General features: G+C 62.5%; 16 protein-coding genes. 13 read left to right on the top strand and 3 right to left on the bottom strand.

What is annotated here, in order from left to right; translation table 11 throughout:
• The first annotated feature begins 73 nt into the window (after positions 1-73).
• Genes L288_RS39620 through glgX form a run of 5 tightly spaced genes read left to right on the top strand, consistent with a single transcriptional unit; the run spans position 74 to position 9,379 of the window.
• Positions 74-2,539, top strand: coding sequence for a glycogen/starch/alpha-glucan phosphorylase (locus L288_RS39620; RefSeq protein WP_021239730.1), 2,466 nt, complete (start codon positions 74-76; stop codon positions 2,537-2,539).
• A gap of 22 nt (positions 2,540-2,561) precedes the next feature.
• Positions 2,562-4,754: a 1,4-alpha-glucan branching protein GlgB gene (gene glgB / locus L288_RS39615; RefSeq protein WP_021239729.1), complete on the top strand. Its 2,193-nt coding sequence runs from the start codon at positions 2,562-2,564 to the stop codon at positions 4,752-4,754.
• Between the two features lie 17 nt (positions 4,755-4,771).
• The gene (gene glgC / locus L288_RS39610; protein WP_021239728.1) at positions 4,772-6,031 is read left to right on the top strand and encodes a glucose-1-phosphate adenylyltransferase; all 1,260 of its coding nucleotides are present in this window, start codon (positions 4,772-4,774) and stop codon (positions 6,029-6,031) included.
• A gap of 19 nt (positions 6,032-6,050) precedes the next feature.
• Positions 6,051-7,499 (top strand): glycogen synthase GlgA, encoded by a 1,449-nt coding sequence (gene glgA, locus L288_RS39605; protein WP_031304879.1) that lies wholly within the window; start codon positions 6,051-6,053, stop codon positions 7,497-7,499.
• On the top strand, positions 7,496-9,379 hold the full coding sequence (gene glgX / locus L288_RS39600; RefSeq protein WP_031304878.1) for a glycogen debranching protein GlgX: 1,884 nt from the start codon (positions 7,496-7,498) through the stop codon (positions 9,377-9,379). Before glgA ends, glgX begins: the two co-directional genes overlap by 4 nt.
• Positions 9,380-9,389: 10 nt before the next feature.
• Here the strand turns inward: glgX and L288_RS39595 are convergent, their stop codons facing one another.
• Complete coding sequence (locus tag L288_RS39595; RefSeq protein ID WP_021239725.1) at positions 9,390-10,133, bottom strand: DUF72 domain-containing protein; 744 nt, start codon at positions 10,131-10,133, stop codon at positions 9,390-9,392.
• Positions 10,134-10,633: 500 nt separating this feature from the next.
• On the opposite strand from L288_RS39595, the gene L288_RS39590 reads away from it, so the two are divergent.
• The 7 genes from L288_RS39590 to L288_RS39580 all read left to right on the top strand — a co-directional run bounded on the left by L288_RS39590 (position 10,634) and on the right by L288_RS39580 (position 16,213).
• Positions 10,634-11,743 carry a Fic family protein gene (locus L288_RS39590; protein ID WP_021239724.1) on the top strand — a complete coding sequence of 370 codons (1,110 nt, stop codon included), beginning with the start codon at positions 10,634-10,636 and terminating at the stop codon, positions 11,741-11,743.
• 111 nt (positions 11,744-11,854) lie between these two features.
• The gene (locus tag L288_RS39585; protein ID WP_041208716.1) at positions 11,855-12,058 is read left to right on the top strand and encodes a helix-turn-helix transcriptional regulator; all 204 of its coding nucleotides are present in this window, start codon (positions 11,855-11,857) and stop codon (positions 12,056-12,058) included.
• Between the two features lie 107 nt (positions 12,059-12,165).
• Positions 12,166-12,708 (top strand): Arm DNA-binding domain-containing protein, encoded by a 543-nt coding sequence (locus L288_RS42175; RefSeq protein WP_084466098.1) that lies wholly within the window; start codon positions 12,166-12,168, stop codon positions 12,706-12,708.
• Positions 12,618-13,499: a DUF5906 domain-containing protein gene (locus L288_RS0122300; protein ID WP_161625680.1), complete on the top strand. Its 882-nt coding sequence runs from the start codon at positions 12,618-12,620 to the stop codon at positions 13,497-13,499. The genes L288_RS42175 and L288_RS0122300 overlap by 91 nt, the downstream gene beginning before the upstream one ends.
• 498 nt (positions 13,500-13,997) lie before the next feature.
• Positions 13,998-14,489 carry a hypothetical protein gene (locus tag L288_RS42170; RefSeq protein ID WP_021239721.1) on the top strand — a complete coding sequence of 164 codons (492 nt, stop codon included), beginning with the start codon at positions 13,998-14,000 and terminating at the stop codon, positions 14,487-14,489.
• A complete protein-coding gene (locus L288_RS42165; RefSeq protein WP_021239720.1) occupies positions 14,482-15,765 on the top strand; it encodes a phage terminase large subunit in 1,284 nt (427 codons plus the stop codon). Before L288_RS42170 ends, L288_RS42165 begins: the two co-directional genes overlap by 8 nt.
• A complete protein-coding gene (locus L288_RS39580; RefSeq protein WP_152522115.1) occupies positions 15,749-16,213 on the top strand; it encodes a hypothetical protein in 465 nt (154 codons plus the stop codon). The genes L288_RS42165 and L288_RS39580 overlap by 17 nt, the downstream gene beginning before the upstream one ends.
• Positions 16,214-16,258: 45 nt before the next feature.
• Here L288_RS39580 and L288_RS42160 read toward each other — a convergent pair whose 3' ends face one another.
• Positions 16,259-17,029 (bottom strand): hypothetical protein, encoded by a 771-nt coding sequence (locus tag L288_RS42160; RefSeq protein WP_021239718.1) that lies wholly within the window; start codon positions 17,027-17,029, stop codon positions 16,259-16,261.
• On the bottom strand, positions 17,026-17,727 hold the full coding sequence (locus L288_RS39575; RefSeq protein WP_021239717.1) for a hypothetical protein: 702 nt from the start codon (positions 17,725-17,727) through the stop codon (positions 17,026-17,028). The genes L288_RS42160 and L288_RS39575 overlap by 4 nt, the downstream gene beginning before the upstream one ends.
• 77 nt (positions 17,728-17,804) lie before the next feature.
• Between L288_RS39575 and L288_RS39570 the strand changes: the two genes are divergently transcribed.
• Positions 17,805-18,011, top strand: a complete 207-nt coding sequence (locus tag L288_RS39570) for a helix-turn-helix domain-containing protein (RefSeq protein WP_021239716.1) — start codon at positions 17,805-17,807, stop codon at positions 18,009-18,011.
• The last annotated feature ends 4 nt before the right edge of the window (positions 18,012-18,015 follow it).

Below are 18,015 nucleotides of genomic sequence, written 5' to 3'. Positions count from 1 at the left end.
CACTGCGAAATTGCAGATGGTCTCGCCTGCGGCCCTGTGTCATCATCCCTGCTGAATCAGCAAGGGGCGCGCCATGAACGTAAAGGGCAACACCACGCTTTTCATGCCTGCTCCGCGGCAGGGCGGTCCCGAAGCGCTCGCGCGGGAGATTGTCGAGCGGCTGACCTACCGCATCGGCAAGAATGCGCAGGCCGCCAAGCCGCACGACTGGCTGCACGCCGTCATCCTTTCGATCCGGGACCGGGTGATCGACGCCTGGATCAGGTCGACGCAGAAAACCTATGAGGAGCAGGGACGGCGGGTCTATTATCTCAGCCTGGAATTCCTGATCGGCCGCCTGATGCGCGATGCGGCGTCCAACATGGAAATGCTGGACGATGTGAAGGCGGCGCTGGACTCGCTGGGCGTGGACATAGACATCATCGCCGCGCTGGAGCCGGACGCGGCGCTGGGCAATGGCGGCCTTGGCAGGCTGGCCGCCTGCTTCATGGAAAGCATGGCGACGGTGGACGTCCCGGCCTATGGCTATGGCATCCGCTATGTGAACGGCATGTTCCGGCAGGAGATTTCGGACGGCTGGCAGGTCGAATTGCCCGAAACCTGGCTGACGCACGGAAATCCTTGGGAATTCGAGCGGCGCGAGGCGAGCTATGAAATCGGCTTTGGCGGCCGCGTCGACCCCGCCGAAGGAGAGAATGCGGGGCCGCACCAGATGCAGTGGCGGCCCAGCGAGCGCGTGATCGCCACGCCCTATGACACGCCGATCGCTGGCTGGCGCGGCAAGCGGGTGAACACGCTGCGCCTGTGGGAAGCGCAGCCGATCGACCCGATCCTGCTCGATCGTTTCAACGCCGGGGACCATCTGGGCGCGCTGGCCGAAAGCAACCGGGCGGAGGCGCTGACGCGGGTGCTCTACCCGGCGGACAGTTCGCCAGCGGGGCAGGAATTGCGGCTGCGGCAGGAATATTTCTTCTCCTCCGCATCCTTGCAGGACATCGTCCGGCGGCACATGCAATATTTCGGCGACATAAGGACGCTGCCGGACAAGGCGGCGATCCAGTTGAACGATACCCATCCCGCCGTCGCCGTCGCGGAATTGATGCGCATCCTGCTGGACGACCATGGCGTCGATTTCGACGAAGCCTGGGACCTGACGCGGCGCACGTTCAGCTACACCAACCACACGCTGCTGCCCGAAGCGCTGGAAAGCTGGCCCGTTCCGCTGTTCGAACGGCTGCTGCCCCGGCACATGCAGATCGTCTATGCGGTGAACAGCCGCCTGCTCGGCGAAGCGCGGCGGTCGGGGCAGTTTGATGACCGGGCGGTCGGCTGCATATCCCTGATCGACGAAGGCGGGGAACGGCGGGTGCGGATGGGCAATCTGGCCTTCGCTGGATCGCACAGCGTCAATGGCGTGTCGGCGCTGCACACGGACCTGATGAAGGAAACCGTGTTCGCCGACCTCCACCGGCTCTATCCCGCGCGCATCAACAACAAGACCAACGGCGTCACCTTCCGCCGCTGGTTGATGCAGTGCAATCGCGGCCTGTTCGACCTGATCCGCGAAGCCATTGGCGACCGCTTCATGGACGATCCCGAAGCGCTGCGGGACCTTGATCCCTTCGCCGGCGACGCTGCTTTCCAGGACAGGTTCATGGCAGTCAAGCGCGCCAACAAGGCGGCGCTGTCGGACCTGCTGCGCGCCCGCGTCAACGCCAGGATCGATCCGGCCGCGCTGTTCGATATCCAGATCAAGCGCATCCACGAATATAAGCGGCAATTGCTCAACATCATCGAGGCGGTGTCGCTGTACGACCAGATCCGGTCCCACCCGGAAAGGGACTGGGTGCCGCGCGTCAAGCTGTTCGGCGGAAAGGCCGCGCCCAGCTATCATAATGCCAAGCTGATCATAAAGCTCGCGGGCGATGTCGCCCGCGCCATCAATCATGATCCGGCGGTGCAGGGGCTGCTGAAGGTGCAGTTCGTGCCGAACTACAATGTTTCGATGGCCGAAGTGATGATCCCGGCGGCGGACCTTTCCGAACAGATTTCGACCGCGGGCATGGAGGCGTCAGGCACCGGCAACATGAAGTTCGCCGTGAATGGCGCGCTGACCATCGGCACGCTGGACGGCGCCAATGTCGAGATGCGCGATCATGTGGGCGAGGAGAATATCGTCATCTTCGGCCTGACCGCGCAGCAGGTCAACGAACGGCGCGCCAACGGCTATAATCCGCGCGACGTCATCGGCCAGAGCCGCGAGCTTGGGCAGGCGCTTGACGCGATCGCAAGCGGCGTCTTTTCCCCCGACGATCCGAACCGCTATCGCGACCTGATCGCGGGCATCTACGATCATGACTGGTTCATGGTCGCCGCGGACTTCGACAGCTATTCGGCGGCGCAGCGGCGCATCGATGCGATCTGGCGCGACCAGGCGCAATGGGCGCGCATGGCGATCCACAATGTCGCCCGGATGGGCTGGTTCTCGTCCGACCGCACGATCAGGGAATATGCCGCCGATATCTGGAAGGTGATGTGATGATGATGGGCTGCGCAGCCGGGTGCTGAGTTCCGGGCAGATCGCCAGGCTGGTCGAAGGCCGCGAGGACGATCCCTTCGCGGCGCTTGGCGTTCACCCGGACGGAAAGGCGTTCACCGCCTGCGTCCTCCTGCCCGAAGCGGTCAGCGTCACCGCCTACCGGCTCGACGGGAAGATGGCGGGCACGCTGGCGCTGGTCGATCCTGCGGGCCTGTTCTTCGGCAAGGTGGCGGTGCGCAAGCGGCAGCCCTTGCGCTATCATGCGGTCTTCCCCGATGGCGGCGAATATCGCTTCATCGATCCCTATGGGTTCGGGCCGGTGCTGGGGCCGCTGGACGATTATTATTTCGCCGAAGGATCGCACGGCCGCCTGTTCGACAAGATGGGCGCGCATCCGATCCGCCATGAAGGGGTGGACGGCACCCATTTCGCGGTCTGGGCGCCCAATGCCGGGCGCGTGTCAGTGGTCGGCGACTTCAACCGCTGGGACGGACGGCGCGGGCTGATGCGCCGCCGTCAGGATGCGGGCGTGTGGGAAATCTTCATTCCCGAAGTGGGACCGGGCGTCCCCTACAAGTTCGAGCTTCTGGCCGCGGACGGAACGCCCTTGCCGCTCAAGGCCGATCCCTTCGCCTTTCAGTCCGAACTGCGGCCGTCCACCGCCTCCATCGTCGCTGCTCCCCCCGCGCATGTGTGGGGCGACGACCGGCATCGCGACTATTGGGCAAAGGCGGATGCGCGGCGCGAGCCTGTCTCCATCTACGAAGTGCATGCCGGATCATGGCAGCGCGACGAAGATGGGAATTTCCTCAGCTGGGATGAGCTTGCCAACCGGCTGATCCCCTATGTGGTGGGGCTTGGCTTTACCCATATCGAATTTCTGCCGATCAGCGAATATCCTTACGATCCAAGCTGGGGCTATCAGACGACCGGCCTCTATGCGCCCACCGCGCGCTTCGGCGAACCGGATGGCTTCGCCCGCTTCGTCGATGGCGCGCACCGGGCGGGGGTGGGCGTGCTGCTCGATTGGGTTCCGGCGCATTTCCCGACCGACGCCCATGGCCTCGCCCGTTTCGACGGGACGGCGCTCTACGAGCATGAGGACCCGCGCAAGGGTTTCCATCCCGACTGGAACACCGCCATCTATAATTTCGGACGGCGGGAGGTGGCGCAGTTCCTGATCAACAATGCGCTGTTCTGGGCGGAGCGCTATCATGTCGATGGGCTGCGGGTCGATGCGGTGGCATCGATGCTCTACCTCGATTATTCGCGCAAGGCAGGCGAATGGATACCCAATGCCCAGGGCGGGCGCGAGAATGTGGAGGCGGTCGATTTCCTCCAGCAGATGAACAAGGCGCTGTACGGAACCCATCCCGGCGTGATGACGGTCGCGGAGGAGTCCACCAGCTGGCCCAAAGTTTCCCACCCGGTCCATGAAGGCGGCCTTGGCTTCGGCTTCAAATGGAATATGGGCTTCATGCACGACACGCTGCGCTATCTGTCGCGGGAGGCGGTGCACCGCGCCCACCATCATGACGACATCACCTTCGGCCTGGTCTATGCCTTCACCGAAAATTTCGTCCTGGCGCTCAGCCATGACGAGGTGGTGCATGGCAAGGCGTCCCTGCTGCACAAGATGGCGGGCGACGATTGGCAGAAATTCGCTACCCTGCGCGCTTATTATGCGATGATGTGGGGCTATCCGGGCAAGAAGCTGCTGTTCATGGGGCAGGAATTCGCCCAGCGCGCCGAATGGAGCGAGGCGAGGGCGCTCGACTGGCATCTGCTGGATCATCAGCCGCACCGGGGTGTGCAGAAGCTGGTGGCGGATCTCAACCGCCTCTACCGCTCGCGCCCGGCGCTGCACGCGCGCGATTGCGAGCCGGAGGGGTTCGAATGGGTGCTGGTCGACGCGGCGGCGGATTCTGTCTTCGCCTGGGTCCGCCGCTCCCCTTCCGCCGCGCCGGTCGTGGTCATCAGCCATTTCACGCCGGTCCTGCGGCAGGGCTACAGGATACGCCTGCCCGCCGCCGGGCTGTGGCGAGAGATCATGAACAGCGACGCGGCCGATTATGGCGGCAGCGGCGCGGGCAATATGGGTTCGGTGACGGCGGATGAGGATGGCTGGGCCAGCATCACCATCCCGCCTTTGGGAACCTTGATGCTGGAACTGGACTATATTGATTGGGACGAGAGCAGGCTGACGCCGGGATAAGGAGAAGGAAAATTCCCATGCAACCAAGGCACCAGCCGATTGCTCGTGACGCCATGGCCTATGTGCTGGCGGGAGGACGCGGCAGCCGCTTGGGCGAACTGACCGACAAGCGCGCCAAGCCGGCGGTGCATTTCGGCGGCAAGGCGCGGATCATCGACTTCGCCCTGTCGAACGCGCTCAACAGCGGCATCCGCCGCATCGGCGTCGCCACGCAGTACAAGGCGCATTCCCTGATCCGCCACCTTCAGCGCGGCTGGAACTTCCTGCGGCCCGAACGCAACGAAAGCTTCGACATCCTGCCCGCCAGCCAGCGCGTTTCCGAAAGCCAATGGTATGAAGGGACGGCCGATGCCGTGTTCCAGAATATCGACATCATCGAAGGCTATGCGCCCGAATATATGGTGCTGCTGGCGGGCGATCATGTCTACAAGATGGACTATGAACTGATGCTCCAGCAGCATGTCGATACAGGCGCCGATGTGACCGTGGGTTGCCTGGAGGTGCCGCGCATGGAGGCGCGCGGCTTTGGCGTCATGCATGTGGATGAACGCGACGTCATCACCGATTTCGTCGAAAAGCCCAGCAATCCGCCCGGCATCCCCGGCCAGCCCGATCTCGCTTTGGCGTCCATGGGCATCTATGTGTTCCGCACCAAATTCCTGATCGAGGAATTGCGCCGCGACGCCGACAATCCCGCCAGCAAGCGCGATTTCGGCGGCGACATCATCCCCTATATCGTCAAGCATGGGAAGGCCGTCGCCCACCGCTTTTCCAGCAGCTGCGTGCGGGCGGAAAGCGAGCCTGTGCCCTATTGGCGCGATGTCGGCACCATCGACGCCTATTGGCAGGCGAACATCGACCTGACGGAGGTGGTGCCCTCGCTCGACCTGTTCGACCGCAACTGGCCGCTCTGGACCTATTCCGAAGTGACGCCGCCCGCCAAGTTCGTCCATAATGAGGATGGGCGGCGCGGGTCCGCCACATCGTCGCTGGTGGCGGGCGGATGCATCGTGTCCGGCTCCTCCCTGCACCGCAGCCTGTTGTTTTCAGGTGTGCGGACGCACAGCTTTTCGTCCGTCACCGACAGCGTGATCATGCCCGGCTGTGAGATCGGGCGCGGGGCGCGGCTGCACAAATGCGTGCTCGATTCCGACGTCATCATTCCGCCGGGCCTGATCGTGGGCGAAGATGCGGAAGAGGATGCGCGCCGGTTCCGCCGCACCGAAAGCGGCGTGTGCCTGATCACGCAATATATGATCGGGCGGCTGGCGCACTGATAGGCCTGAGCGGGGGGACATGGGAATGCAGCTGCTTTCGGTCGCGTCCGAAATCTATCCTTTGATCAAGACGGGCGGCCTTGCCGATGTCGCGGGCGCGCTTCCCGCCGCGCTGGCGGGGGAGGGCATTGCCGTGCGCACGCTGGTGCCGGGCTATCCGCAGGTCATGGCGCGCATCGGCAAGGCGAAGGTGGTGCGGCGTTATGACGCGCTGTTCGGCGCACCGGCCTCCATCCTGGCGGCGAAGGCGGGCGATCTCGACCTGCTGGTGCTCGACGCGCCGGACTTCTTCATGCGGGAAGGCGGCCCCTATGGGGATTTGGCCGGACATGACTGGCCCGACAACTGGAGGCGCTTCGCCGCGCTTTCCCGCGCGGGCGCTGACCTGGCGGAGGACGGGATCAAGGGATGGCGGCCCGATATCGTCCATGCGCATGACTGGCAGGCGGCCATGACGGCGGCCTATATGCGCTACGGCCCCGCCCGTGACATGCCCAAGGCCGTGACCATCCACAACCTCGCCTTTCAGGGGCGGTTCGGCCCTGAGATATTCGGCAGCCTTGGCCTTCCGCCCGAAGCATGGGGCGTCGATGGCGTCGAATATTATGGCGGCACCGGCTATTTGAAAGCAGGGCTGATATCGGCCGACCTCATTACCACGGTCAGCCCCTCCTATGCGCAGGAGATACGCTCCCCTGCGCAAGGCATGGGCCTCGACGGCTTGCTGAACGGGCGGGCCGACCGGCTGCACGGCATATTGAACGGGGTGGACACGGCCATTTGGGACCCGGCGACCGATCCCCTGATCGCGCGGCGATATACGGCGCGGGCGCTGGCGGCGCGCACCGCCAACCGCAAGGCGCTGACCAGGCATTTCGGGCTGGATCGCGACGATGCGCCCCTCTTCGTCATCATCAGCCGCCTGACCTGGCAAAAGGGCATGGACATGGTCGCCGACGCGATCGGCCATCTCGTCGCCTTGGGCGCGAAGCTGGCGATCCTTGGGTCGGGCGACCATGCGCTGGAGGGCGCGTTCCTGGCAGCGGCGGAGCGGCATCGCGGGCGCGTGGGCACGCAGATCGGCTATGACGAGCCGCTGTCCCACCTGATGCAGGCGGGCGGCGACGCCATCCTCATTCCTTCGCGCTTCGAACCCTGCGGCCTTACCCAGCTTTACGCCCTGCGCTATGGCTGCATCCCGGTGGTGGCGCGCGCCGGGGGGCTTGCCGACACGGTGATCGACGCCAATGAAGCGGCCGTGGCTGCGGGCGCGGCGACGGGCATCGTCTTCGCCCCGTCCGACCCCTCCGCCCTTGCCGGAGCGATCACCAGAACAGTTCGTCTGCATGGCGACAAGGCCGCGTGGCAGGCGATGCAGCGGGCAGGCATGCGCGCGGACTTTTCCTGGGCGCATAGCGCGCGCCAATATGCCCGGCTGTTCCGGGCGCTGGTGCAGCCCGCCGCATGAGCAGCCCTTTGCCGGGGCCGGAGACAAGCGGCGAGGGCGTTCGCTTCCGCGTGGCGTCGCCGGACGCGACCCAGCTCTGGCTCTGCCTGTTCGACGCGGGCGATCGCGAGACGCGCCTGCCGATGAGCCGGGATGGCGAGGGCCTCTGGACCGTCGACATAGCCGGAGCGGGGCCGGGAACCCGCTACGGCATCCGCGCCGACGGCCCCTATGATCCCGGTCAGGCCCTGTGGTTCGACCCCGATAAGCTGCTGCTCGATCCCTATGCGCAGGCGATCGACCGGCCGTTCGCCTATGACCCCGCGCTCGCCGCTCCAAGGGGGGAGGGCGGCGACACGGCTCCGCTCATGCCCAAGGGCGTGGTCATCGCCCCTCTGCATCCCGTCGCGATCCAGCCGCCCATGTTCAGCCCCGGCGGGCTGATCTACGAACTTCAGGCGCGCAGCTTCACCATGCAGCATCCCGATATCCCGGCAGGGCAGCGCGGGACGATCAGCGCGCTCGCTCATCCAACGATCATCGACCATCTGCGCCGCCTGCATGTCGGCGCGGTCGAGTTGATGCCGGTCAACGCCTGGATCGATGAGCGGCACCTCCCGCCCCTGGGCCTGCGCAATGCGTGGGGCTATAATCCCGTCAGCTATTTCGCACTCGATCCCCGTATCGCGCCGGGCGGCCTTTCCGAACTGCGCGATACGGTGGCCGCGCTGCATGCGGCGGGGATCGGCGTGATCCTGGACATGGTCTATAACCATAATGGTGAAAGCGACATGCTCGGGCCTACGCTGTCATTGCGCGGTCTAGATGCCCGCAGCGCTTTCCGTCGCGATGCTGACGGCAATCTGATCAACGACACGGGCACCGGCAACAGCATCGATTGCAACCATCCCGCCATGCAGTCGCTCATCCTAGCGTCGCTGCGTCACTTCGTCACCCAGACCGGCGTGGATGGCTTCCGCTTCGATCTGGCCCCCGCGCTGGGCAGGATGCCGGACGGGTTCCATCCCGGCGCGCCGTTGCTGACGGCGATGCGGCAGGACTCCTTGCTCGCTGACCGCATCATGATTGCCGAGCCGTGGGACATCGGGTCGGGCGGCTATCAACTCGGACGCTTTGGCGAGCCATGGCTGGAATGGAATGACCGTTATCGCGACGATGTCCGCCGGTTCTGGCGAGGTGATCCCGCCATGCTGGGCGCGCTGGCGACGAGGCTGGCCGGATCGTCGGACCTGTTCGGAGCAGGGGAGCATACGCGCACGGTCAACTTCATCGCGGCGCATGACGGCTTCACCCTGCGCGACCTTGCCAGCTACGCGCACCGCCATAATGAAGCCAATGGCGAGGATAACCGGGACGGCCATGGCGAGAATTTCAGCTGGAACAACGGCGTCGAAGGCGCCAGCGATGACCCCGCCATAGAGGCGGCGCGGCAGCGCGACGTAAAGGCGCTGCTTTCCACCCTCTTCTGCTCGCGCGGCACGATCATGCTGACCGCCGGAGACGAGTTCGGCCGCACCCAGCGCGGCAACAACAACAGCTATGCGCAGGATAATGCGATCAGTTGGCTGGATTGGACCGGGCGCGACCGGGAGATCGAGGCGCATGCCTTCGCCCTTGCCGCCCAGCGCGCCGGAAGCGCCGGCCTGTCCGGCACGAAGCTGCTGACCGATAGCGATGTGGAATGGCTGGACGAACATGGCGCGCCGCTAACCTCCGAAGATTGGGAAAATCCCGCGCGCCGCCGCCTGATCATGCGATATCGCGGAACGGGCCTCGCTCTCTGCGTCAACGGAGAGGTTGAAGGCTGCCGGTTTCAGGCCAGCGGGCAATCCATCGACGTGCCCGGCCGCACGATCGTAACGCTAGAAGGACAGCTATGACGCGCGGCTGTCACGGGATCAGCGCCGGAGCGAGAAGGGCTTGCATTTCGAGTGCGTTCTCAAGCGCAAAGCCAGCGGCCGTGTTGTCGAGGATGATCCAGGTCTCGCGGCCATCCGACATTTCGTTCAAGGCAGCGGCGGACCAGGCTTTGAGGTCCGCCTGCTCATAACGCGACCAGTAGATGCGCGGCGCGCCATGCAGCCTGAAATAGGCGAGTTCCCCGCCTCCACCGGGCCGGGCGGCATCGGATAGCAGCGACGGGTCGGCAGCGGCGCGTCCGATTCCTGTTTCGGCGAACGCCTTGCCGACATGCGGCGCGAACCAGCTGGCATGCCGGGGCTCGCATTGAACGGACGCGCCAAGCTGATCGCGTAGCCGCTCCATCACTGAAAGTAATTCGTCAGCAAAGGTCAGGCTGGGCGGCAGTTGGACAAGGACCACGCCCAATTTGCCTCCCAGTCCCTGCACCTCATCCATGAAGCGGCTGACCACATCATCGCAATCCACCAGCCGCAGTTCGTGAGTGATCGCCTTGGGCGCCTTTACCGAAAACCGGAAATCCGGCGGCACGCTCGCCGCCCAGCGTTGATAGGTGGAGCGGCGATGTGGCCGGTGGAAACTGCTGTTGATTTCCACGGCGTTGAAATGACGGGCATAGCGCTCAAGATGCGTGTCCTCCCCAGGGAACTGCGCATTGTAGCGAGATGCGATCGCCCATCCGGCCGTGCCGACCCTGCTCATTCCGATCGTCATGGCGACATCAACGCCATGCCTCGATCGAAGGTCCACGCCCGGTTATAGCGGCGGGGGGTATGTCCGAACGGTAAGGGTATGGTGAGCCCTGCTGGATTCGAACCAGCGATCTACTGATTAAAAGTATGATTTTTCAAGAGATTACGTATCATCTTGTCGCGGCGTATCGTCCATTCGTTGATGAAATTTCGACTCTTTTAGCAAAGCATATTGCTTCGGGAGGCTTCACGTTCTTCCGCTTAAGTAAAGTCGTCTGCGACCCCATCGATACCCTGCATCACGCATTCGATTGAGGCTGAAAATCTGGAAAATATCGCGCGACACTTGGTGCGGCCTCACCACAAGGAAGGCGATCCAAAGCCCCCCCGGTAATTGCGGCATATCGCAGAAGAGGCAGCCTTGTCAGGTCGAAAGCCAGTCAGTGCGGTGATCGATAAATTGCCATTTTATAAATCACAATATGCCATTATAATGATCGATAAAGGAGGGCGTTATCGATCATGCGGTGGAACTGGCAACAACCCGACTGGCCGAACTTCACCTATGATCCCGCACGTCTGCGGGCGGCTGAGGAGCGATTCACACGGGGATCAGGTGTTATCGTCGGCGCGCTGCTTCATGTGGATGGCGAGCAGAAGCAAGCGTTGACGGTTGATCTTATAACTCAAGAGACGGTGGACAGCTCCGCGATCGAAGGGGAAATTCTCGACCGCGCGAGTGTCCAATCATCCATTGCCAAGCATCTCGGTCTTAAAGCCGATCAAAGGCGTGCAAAACCAGCCGAAGCCGGGGCGGCTGAGCTGATGGCTGATGTTTGGCGGAAATTCGCCGAGCCGCTGACCGATCAGGCATTATTTGATTGGCACGCCATGTTGATGACCGGCAGGCGCGATCTTGCGAACGTTGGATGCTATCGATCCAACCCCGAACCCATGCAAATCGTATCGGGTGCCTTGCACGCGCCCCGCGTCCACTATGAAGCGCCGCCATCTGGCCGTGTTCCGAAAGAAATGGCCGCCTTCATCACATGGTTCAATGGTACGGCTCCGGGAGGCGCAAAGCCGCTCCCTGCACTCACGCGTTCAGGTATCGCCCACATCTGGTTCGAATCGATTCACCCCTTCGAAGACGGCAACGGGCGTATCGGTCGAGCGATTGCCGAAAAGGCGCTGGCGCAAACCGTCGAGCAGCCGAGCCTCACCGCACTGGCCGAAACCATTCACCGGCACCGCAAGGACTATTACGAGCATCTGCATCGCGCCAGCACAACCAATCAGATCGACGAATGGCTTGCATGGTTCGCAGACATCGCGCTTGAAGCGCAGCAACGCACCCTGACGCGCGTTCGGTTCCTCATCGCCCAAACGCGGATGCTCGACCGGCTCAGCGGACACATCAATGAACGGCAGGAGAAGGCATTGCTCCGCATGTTCGCCGAAGGTCCCGATGGCTTCAGGGGCGGCCTCAGCGCCAAGAATTACCGAACGATCACCGACGCGGCGCCTGCAACTGTGACACGTGATCTTGCCGAACTCGTAAGTCTTGGCGCGCTTCGCCGCGAAGGCGAAAGGAAATCGACTCGCTACTATCTTATTTTGGACGAACAATAATCCGCGTAAAATATCGCGGATAATAATTCCTACCTGCATCTAGGATTTTCTTTGAGATTTTTCTGATCGGGTGATTATTGGCCTGCCATCGCAAACGATGGAGCAACCGATATGGACCGTATTTTCCTCACTCGCGCTGATTTGAAGCAGCGGGGCATCACGATTTCCAACACGACTTTGCTACGAAGGGAAGCTCAAGGCGCATTCCCGAAACGCACTTATCTGACCCCAAATACGGTCATCTGGAATCGCGCAGAGATTGATGAATTTCTCGCGGACCTATTCGTGAACCGTGACGACGGCAGAGGCCGTTAGATCGATACGGCCTGCACTTTTCCGTTTCAGGTCATCCGCGACCTGGGATTTTCTTTGAGATTTGACCAAACAGGTGATTATTGAACTGCCATTCGAAAGGATGGCAGATGACAAAATCTTTAACAAACAGAACCTTGGAAGCACTGAAGCCGACGGGCAAACGCTACGCGGTGCATGATGCACATTGCCCCGGCCTTTCCGTGCGAGTGAACGCGAACGGTACGAAAACCTTCACCGCGAGCTATCGCTATGGCCGGAAGCAACGACGCCTGACGATCGGCCGCTATCCAATCATCAGCCTCGCCGAAGCCCGCGATAAGGCACGGGCAGCATATCGGGAGGTTCTGGAAGGGGTCGATCCGCAGGCTGTTCGCCGTCGCAAGAACATGAACCTGCGCGAAGGCGTGGATGCATTCATCGAGCAATATGCCAAGCCGCGCAATCGGTCATGGCGGGAAACCGAACGTGTTTTGACGCGCGAACTCGTGACCCGCTTCGGTGAACGCGACCTGACCCTAACCGCGCACATGCCGACTTCGTGGTTCGGTGGATGGCCTTCATGGTGCAGAAGCCGGGGGTTCGGCCTGAGGTGGCCATCGCTTTCCGCGGCAATGAGGGCACAGGCAAGAGCACGCTGGGACGCGCCCTGATGCGGATCGCAGGCCGTCATGGCATCACGGTGTCGTCACCGAAGCAGCTTGCGGGTAACTTCAACGCCCATCTCCGGTCCGCGGTGTTCGTCTTCGCCGACGAGGCGCTCTGGCCGGGCAACAAGGAAGCCGAGGGCACGCTGAAGCAGCTCGTCACTGAGCCGGTCATCGCGTTCGAGCCGAAGGGAAAGGATGTCATCCAGGGGCGCAACCTTGTCCACCTGATGCTCGCGTCCAACGAGGAATGGGTCGTGCCAGCCGGTAAGGACGCGAGGCGCTTCGCCGTCTTCGATGTGACCGAGGGCCGCCGCGGCGATACCGCATTCTGGGAGCGGCTCAACAGCCAGATGGAGAATGGCGGATACGCTGCGATGCTCCACGATCTTCTCAGCATGGACCTCGGTGACTGGCACCCGGCGCGCAACGTGCCTCAGACTCAGGCACTTGCCGATCAGAAGCTGCTCAGTCTCGACCCGGTAATGAAGTTCTGGATGGAGGTTCTTGAGCGTGGGTCGGTCGGTCTGATTGATGAGGCGGAATGGCTTGCCGGCCCGATCACCCTCAAGGATGAGCGCGACCGGCTGAGGGAGGAGTATGACGCGTTCCTCAAGCGGAACCGGGTCTATTCTGCGAAGGCGACCAGCAAGGCGCTCGCCGCAGCGGGTAAGTCCTTTGGACTGGAGGCCGTTAAGCTCGATCGGAACATGGGGCGTGGATGGGTGATTCCGCCTTTGTCAGACGCGCGCGGCATGTTCGAGGCCCGCATCGGGGCGGATGGCCTGTTTGGCTGACAGAGAGCTATGGTGAAATGGGAGGCGTCGGGGCGACCTGGCGCCTCTCCTATATAGGCGAGGGCAGGTGCATTTCGTGAGGGCGCATCGCGAGGGCGCTTCAACGCCTAGAGAAAGCTGGGTTTTTCACTGCCGAGGGCGCGAGGGACGCACTGCGGTTTGATTTTCCGGCGCAGCTTTCTCGATCCTCAGTCTTGGATGCCAAGCGCGATGGAGCATTCGACCAATAATCATTTCTTTTGGTTGTCCTAAGTGCCCTCATCGCCCTCATCTATTGAAAACGCTGCATTTTAGAGAGGGCGCTTCCCTGCCGTAGAGGGCGCATCTTCCAGTTCCAACATGGTCGCCATTCGACACGGCCAAGCGGCCTCGCCCTCAACATTGGTAACAAAAGCGCCGCCTACGGCCCATCGTGCGCGCGTTGAACAGGCCGTTTTCCAGCCCTACTGACAATTAGTCGGAAGGTCTTGGCGGTCGAAGGCTAAGGAAACCAAGGCGTTGAGCGCGGCAGCAAACGATAAGCACCGGATCAAGCACCGTGGGACGGGCAAAAACCTGGAAAAAATTCCAGGCGGCAAGGTCCCCGGCTGGGGCCGCGGCAACAAGTTTGAACTGACCGACGACGAGCGGACCAAGGTCATCCGGGCCATCCGCCGCGGCGCCTCCGGCATCTCCATCGCCCGCGCCCTTCGGATCAATTACCGCACTTGGCAGCGCGTGAAAGCGGACGACGAGGAAATTGCCTCCGCACTCTCCGAGGTGCTGGCTATGGAGGAAATCGAACTTCGCAACGTCCTCATCGACAAGGCGAAGGAGGGGGACGTCACGGCCCTCATGTTCGCGCTGAAGACCCGGCACGGATACCGCGACCACGGCGCCGTAAATGGCGGCGACGATAACCGGGTGGCCATCCAGATCAATCTGCCTGGGCCTTCGGCCTCCCTGGAGGACTATCAGCGCATGATCGCGGTGGAGACGTCCGATGCATGACGTCCAGATCATTGAACCCACGGCCTTCCAGGCGAAGGTCATGGCCGTCCCGGAGATGGTGGACCTTTTTCTCGGCGGTGGGCGCGGCGGCGGCAAGTCGCACAACATCAGTCTGCTGATCCTACGGCACCTAGAGCTGTATCGGGAGAAGGCGCGCGTCCTGTTCGTCCGCAAGTCCTACAAGGGGCTGGCCGATTTCGAACTGGTCCTACGCGGCATCTTCTCCCAGGCATATGGCTCGCGCGCGTCATACAACAGTCAGGAGCATGTCTGGCGCCTGCCATATGGCTACGTTGAACTTGCCCAGATCGATGGACCGAAGGACTATGACAAGGTCCAGGGTCGGTCATTCACGCTGATCGTGGTGGACGAGTTGACGCAGTGGGCCGATCCCTTCGTCATCGACATGCTGCGCAGCAACCTGCGCGGCCCCCAGGGCATCCCGCTTCGAACGATCTATGCGGCCAACCCCGGCAATGTCGGTCACCAGTGGGTTGCGTCGCGCTATGTGCTGCCGTCGAAGCAGTGGGCGCCGTTCCAGTTGGAGCACGGTGGCTGGTGCGTCCAGGCCAACTCGACCTTTCGTGACAATCCACACCTCGATCATGAGGATTATCTGCGTCAGGGCAACCGAGACCAGCTCAATAGCCTGATCGACGCGACGCAGGCGAAGGTTGAGATCAGGCGCGAGTCACTCTGGAACAATCTCAAGGATGTGCCCGCCCCGTCGCGCGACGTGGCCATTGCGCAGGGACTCGCCGCCTTTCGTGGCGACATCAAGAAACAGACCGCCGATGCCCGCACGGCGCATGTCCGTTCGGCGGCCGAGATGCGCGCTACGGCCATCGCCGCCAAGCCGCACTATCGGTCGCCCGCCCAGATGCTTGCCCGGTATACCTTGGGCAGCGAGAAGCGCAGTCGGATCATGCAGCAGATCGAGAACTCTGGCCCGGCGGAACTGCTTTCCCTTGCGGAACTGGCGGCGGCGACCGGCGACAAGGATCTCGGCGCCGCGCTTGCTTCGCGCGTCTTCTCCCTGGCTCCGGAGAAGCGGCCGTTCGACGTCAACGAATTGGCCAATGCAATCGTCGGAGAAGAATGGCGTGAAATCAGTAAGGCGCTGGATGAGGTGGAAACCATGGCAGTGGATATTGCGCGCCGCGATCGCGACTTCGAGACGGGCCGCGCGGACGGCACCAACATGATCGAGCAGACCCTTCGCCAGCAGCAGGCCGAAGCCCTCTATGCTGAGGAGGGTGATGATGACGAAGCATAAGGATCGGACGATCAATCGCCTGCGCGCCCTCGACATTGTCGAGCGTGGCCAGACGATCCCGATCACATACAAGGGCCGTGACGACTTGTTCCGGAAGGCGATGGCGGGCGAGCAGATGCTGACGCCACTGACCCTCTACATCTATATGACCGGCAGAGACCAGGAAACGTTCGGCAGGGTTGAACTGGCCGAATGCACGGCGGCGCTCAAAAGGTATGGATACAAGCCAGACCGGGCGATCGTTGAATTCGGCCGTGGAGCTAAGCGGGTCTGGATCAGGACCGAGGTATGGCCTGAGGACGAATATTGGGATGAGCAGGTCAAGCTCGCCCGGCGTAATGCCTGCGCCATGATAGGCCTGCTCGATCTTGCCCAAGAAACTGAAGCCGATGAGGCGGACGATCGCGACTCTGTTGCCCGCGCCGAGACCGCGATGACGGCGGACTGATAGGGCGAGGGAGGCAGCCACGGTGGCCGCCTCCCACCAATCTTGTTAAAGTTCTGCGCTGTTTCCTAGGAAACGACCGAAAACGTCGTAGAAGCCGTCACCTTCTTGGAACAGCGGCACTTCCCCATGGGTAAGGACGCCCGATGGCGCGATCCAAGTCGCGAAGACCTTGCCGTTCCTGCGCTCATATCGGATGACCTGGCGGGGAAAGTCCCATCCGGGCATTGGCTCGGTCACGCCGACCGGCCCATCATATTCACATCTGCTTTCTGTCATGGTCCCGTTCATAGCATGGGAACGGGTGGTCGCGAGCGCGGCAGGTTTACCGAACATGGCCATGGCCAAATCCTGGATTGTGTCCAGTCTGGTGAATCGGGCGATGGGAACACGTCGGTGCCCCGCCCGCTCTGCTTTCTTACCTTCAGCGTTGGCCTTTGTGTGGCGCGTGACCCTGTCGCCTAGATCGGGCAGGGGTTCGCCGGGCTTGCCGCCCAGCCACAGGAATGGCCCCATGGCGAGGGTTTCGGTATCCACGGTGAACCATACGACGCAACCGGCGGGTTTGTCTGCGAGCGCGAGCGCAATGTCGACATGGGCGCGCTTCCCGCCCTTCCGCATCGCCTTCAGTTGAACGTGCCGGAGTACGCCGTTTGCTTCGATGACCAGATCGTAGCCATTTGCGTCGAACTCCGGCCGCAGGACCTCAAGGGTGACACCCTGGTGAAATAGGATAGCCTTAGCCAACTCGGTGAGAAGCGCGTGCTCTAATACCTTTTCGCGGAGTACCGAATGCTCTGATGCCCAAAAATCGATCATGGGGTCACACCGCCGCCCGATGCGGGCGGAATGATCCCGCACTCGGTGAGGCCCCGATGGAAAGAGGCATCGATAAGGAACGGCTCCTGTCCCTTGCTCGTGTACTGCCCAACCTCGGCGGTGCGGGCGCTAGGCAGGCCAAAGGCTGGCGAAGCGGCCTCTTGCCGATAAATGAGCGACCTGCCGGCCGCCATCTCTGCGAGCATCTCACGGGCCTTGTCGCCGCTCGCTACGGTACTGGTCGCCGTCAGCGATGCGGTAAGCTGCGCCGTCTGCACCATGACGCCTTCGACCTGTCGGTCCGTTGCCTCATTCCCTGTCTTGAAGGCAGCGCCGAAGCTGGTGCCGCCGACCGCTGGATTGTCCGCGGCTTTAAGCTCGCGATGCGGGTTGTCGTCCACTCGCCAGAGGATGTCGCCGGTCGGCAGCCGGTAGCGTCCGCCAGAGCTGACGCCGATGAGCAAACCCAGCTTCGGGTTATTCTCTACGATCGGATACAGGAAGCCCATTCGGGAGAACTTCATTCCTGCTGCCGTGTCATACGCCGTGACGACACAACTGGTTGTGCCGGTGATCGGATCGGATGAGCGGGTGACGCTCCACACGTCCCGCGGCTTGCCCTTGGCCATTGCCGCGCTGGGCGCGATGGCGGTCAGTAGCGCCGTTGTAGCGGCTGCTATCCCCATGATCTTCTTCATTCGTTCCTTCCTCAAGGTCGTGCGATAGAGACTATAGTCCCTCGACCCTGCCGTGAAGAGGCCGCTCTTGTCCACTCATGGATTGGGGCAAGATCGTCGGCGCGAACGTGCGGAGGTTGCGGGGCGAGCGGGGGTTCACCCAGGAGCAGCTTGCCCATGATGCCGGGATCGATGTGACCTACCTGCGCGGCATCGAGGCGGGGAGGCGAAATCCATCGATCAGTGTGCTTGGCCGAATAGCTACGGTGCTTAGCGTTCGTCCCGGGGACTTGCTTATTACTTAGCAGG

Origin of the sequence: Sphingobium quisquiliarum P25 (genome assembly GCF_000445065.1) — a bacterium.
In the GTDB taxonomy this organism is placed as follows: domain Bacteria; phylum Pseudomonadota; class Alphaproteobacteria; order Sphingomonadales; family Sphingomonadaceae; genus Sphingobium; species Sphingobium quisquiliarum.
The sequence above is the reverse complement of the archived record's forward strand: the minus strand, read 5'-3'. Positions and strand labels throughout refer to the sequence as shown.

What these genes read in the sequence shown, in the direction of transcription:
- L288_RS39620 (WP_021239730.1), top strand. Translation starts at nt 74, where the DNA reads ATGAACGTAAAGGGCAACACCACGCTTTTCATGCCTGCTCCGCGGCAG.
- glgC (WP_021239728.1), top strand. Translation starts at nt 4,772, where the DNA reads ATGCAACCAAGGCACCAGCCGATTGCTCGTGACGCCATGGCCTATGTG.
- glgA (WP_031304879.1), top strand. Translation starts at nt 6,051, where the DNA reads ATGGGAATGCAGCTGCTTTCGGTCGCGTCCGAAATCTATCCTTTGATC.
- glgX (WP_031304878.1), top strand. Translation starts at nt 7,496, where the DNA reads ATGAGCAGCCCTTTGCCGGGGCCGGAGACAAGCGGCGAGGGCGTTCGC.
- L288_RS39595 (WP_021239725.1), bottom strand. Translation starts at nt 10,133, where the DNA reads ATGACGATCGGAATGAGCAGGGTCGGCACGGCCGGATGGGCGATCGCA.
- L288_RS39590 (WP_021239724.1), top strand. Translation starts at nt 10,634, where the DNA reads ATGCGGTGGAACTGGCAACAACCCGACTGGCCGAACTTCACCTATGAT.
- L288_RS39585 (WP_041208716.1), top strand. Translation starts at nt 11,855, where the DNA reads ATGGACCGTATTTTCCTCACTCGCGCTGATTTGAAGCAGCGGGGCATC.
- L288_RS42175 (WP_084466098.1), top strand. Translation starts at nt 12,166, where the DNA reads ATGACAAAATCTTTAACAAACAGAACCTTGGAAGCACTGAAGCCGACG.
- L288_RS0122300 (WP_161625680.1), top strand. Translation starts at nt 12,618, where the DNA reads ATGGTGCAGAAGCCGGGGGTTCGGCCTGAGGTGGCCATCGCTTTCCGC.
- L288_RS42165 (WP_021239720.1), top strand. Translation starts at nt 14,482, where the DNA reads ATGCATGACGTCCAGATCATTGAACCCACGGCCTTCCAGGCGAAGGTC.
- L288_RS39580 (WP_152522115.1), top strand. Translation starts at nt 15,749, where the DNA reads ATGATGACGAAGCATAAGGATCGGACGATCAATCGCCTGCGCGCCCTC.
- L288_RS42160 (WP_021239718.1), bottom strand. Translation starts at nt 17,029, where the DNA reads ATGATCGATTTTTGGGCATCAGAGCATTCGGTACTCCGCGAAAAGGTA.
- L288_RS39575 (WP_021239717.1), bottom strand. Translation starts at nt 17,727, where the DNA reads ATGAAGAAGATCATGGGGATAGCAGCCGCTACAACGGCGCTACTGACC.
- L288_RS39570 (WP_021239716.1), top strand. Translation starts at nt 17,805, where the DNA reads ATGGATTGGGGCAAGATCGTCGGCGCGAACGTGCGGAGGTTGCGGGGC.